At 68.4% G+C, this 1,190-nt stretch carries 1 protein-coding gene and 1 pseudogene; one reads left to right on the top strand and one right to left on the bottom strand.

Going from position 1 to position 1,190, the window contains the following annotated elements; translation table 11 throughout:
• A pseudogene (locus ACGFIZ_RS34275) lies at positions 1-355 on the bottom strand (fumarylacetoacetate hydrolase family protein); the annotation flags it as partial.
• A 116-nt stretch (positions 356-471) separates the two neighbouring features.
• Between ACGFIZ_RS34275 and ACGFIZ_RS34280 the strand changes: the two are divergent.
• The gene (locus tag ACGFIZ_RS34280; protein WP_393427466.1) at positions 472-1,131 is read left to right on the top strand and encodes a TetR/AcrR family transcriptional regulator; all 660 of its coding nucleotides are present in this window, start codon (positions 472-474) and stop codon (positions 1,129-1,131) included.
• The last annotated feature ends 59 nt before the right edge of the window (positions 1,132-1,190 follow it).

The raw sequence follows: 1,190 nt of genomic DNA on the forward strand, positions 1-1,190 counted from the left end.
CGTGTGCCCGGTAGGTCAGGTAGTCCCGTACCCGTGGTGGTCGGGGCACCGGGGCGAGGATACGAACGTCTGTGACCGGATGGGCGACGGGCCGTCCGTTGTCGTGCAGTTCGTCCCCGCGGGCACTGTGTTCGTCCACGAGGGCGACCGCCTCGGCCGCCAGTGCGCGTCCGGGGGCACCCGTCTGGAAGAACGCCACCATTTCCTCGGGCAGTTCCGCGGCGCGGGACACGGTAGCGGGGCCGTCGCGGTACACCTGGTGAGCCCGCAGGGCGGCGGCCGGGCGCACCACGAGATCGCCGTGGAGGACGCCGATCTCGGCGCCGGCGCCGGTGTCGAAGGTGACCAACCGCATGAAGGCGCCTCCCAGCCTCGAGAGTAGTTGGATCCCAGTCCAACTAGCCGTGACTGTAGGACTCCGGCGGAACCCGAGTCAAGCAGGGCGGCCCCGGCGGCTGCTTTACTTTGGCCATGATCCCGCGACACGTTGAAACCGAACCAGAGCCGCCGGAGGCGCTGCGCGATGGCAGGAACCGCAACCGCGCCCTTCGGCGGGAGCGCGTCTATGCGGCCGCCATCAGGCTGTTCGTGGAGCAGGGTTTCGAAAGTACGACAATGGAGGACATTTCCGAACGGGCCTCGGTTGCTCGCGCGACCGTTTTCAACCATTTCCAACGCAAGTCCGCCTTCCTCGACGAGTGGAGCGCGCGTCGGCGCCGACGCGCCCTGGACGCGGTGCGAGCCGCACGCCGCGGCGATCACTCACTCAAGGAGGTGCTGACCCAGTACATGATCGAACTGGCCGACAGCAGCGAGAGCGCGCGGGACGAGACCGTGGCACTCATCGGATCCGCGATCCGCTCGACCGACGCCTTCGGCAACACCTACCTGGCCCGGGAACTCACCGAGCTGGTGGAGCAGGCCCAGCGATCCGGCGAAGTCCGCGCCGAGGTCGACGCCGCCCAGGCCGGGCTGATCATCGCCACCTCCTATTTCGCCATCCTGGAGCGCTGGATCACCGACCCGCCCCCGTTCCACCTGCGCGCGGCCCTGCTGGGCATGCTCGACCTGGTGTTCCACGGATTGATCCCGCCGGCGTCCGACTCATCCGGCAGGCCAGCCGCCCCTTGATTCCGGCCCGCGCCCGGACTCGTTCGCTGCTCAGCGGGGAAATTTGGACTCAAGTCTTG

This window comes from Micromonospora sp. NPDC048830, from assembly GCF_043198215.1.
Lineage (GTDB): Bacteria > Actinomycetota > Actinomycetes > Mycobacteriales > Micromonosporaceae > Micromonospora.

Coding starts and splice junctions, on each gene's coding strand:
- ACGFIZ_RS34280 (WP_393427466.1), top strand. CDS start 472: ATGATCCCGCGACACGTTGAAACCGAACCAGAGCCGCCGGAGGCGCTG.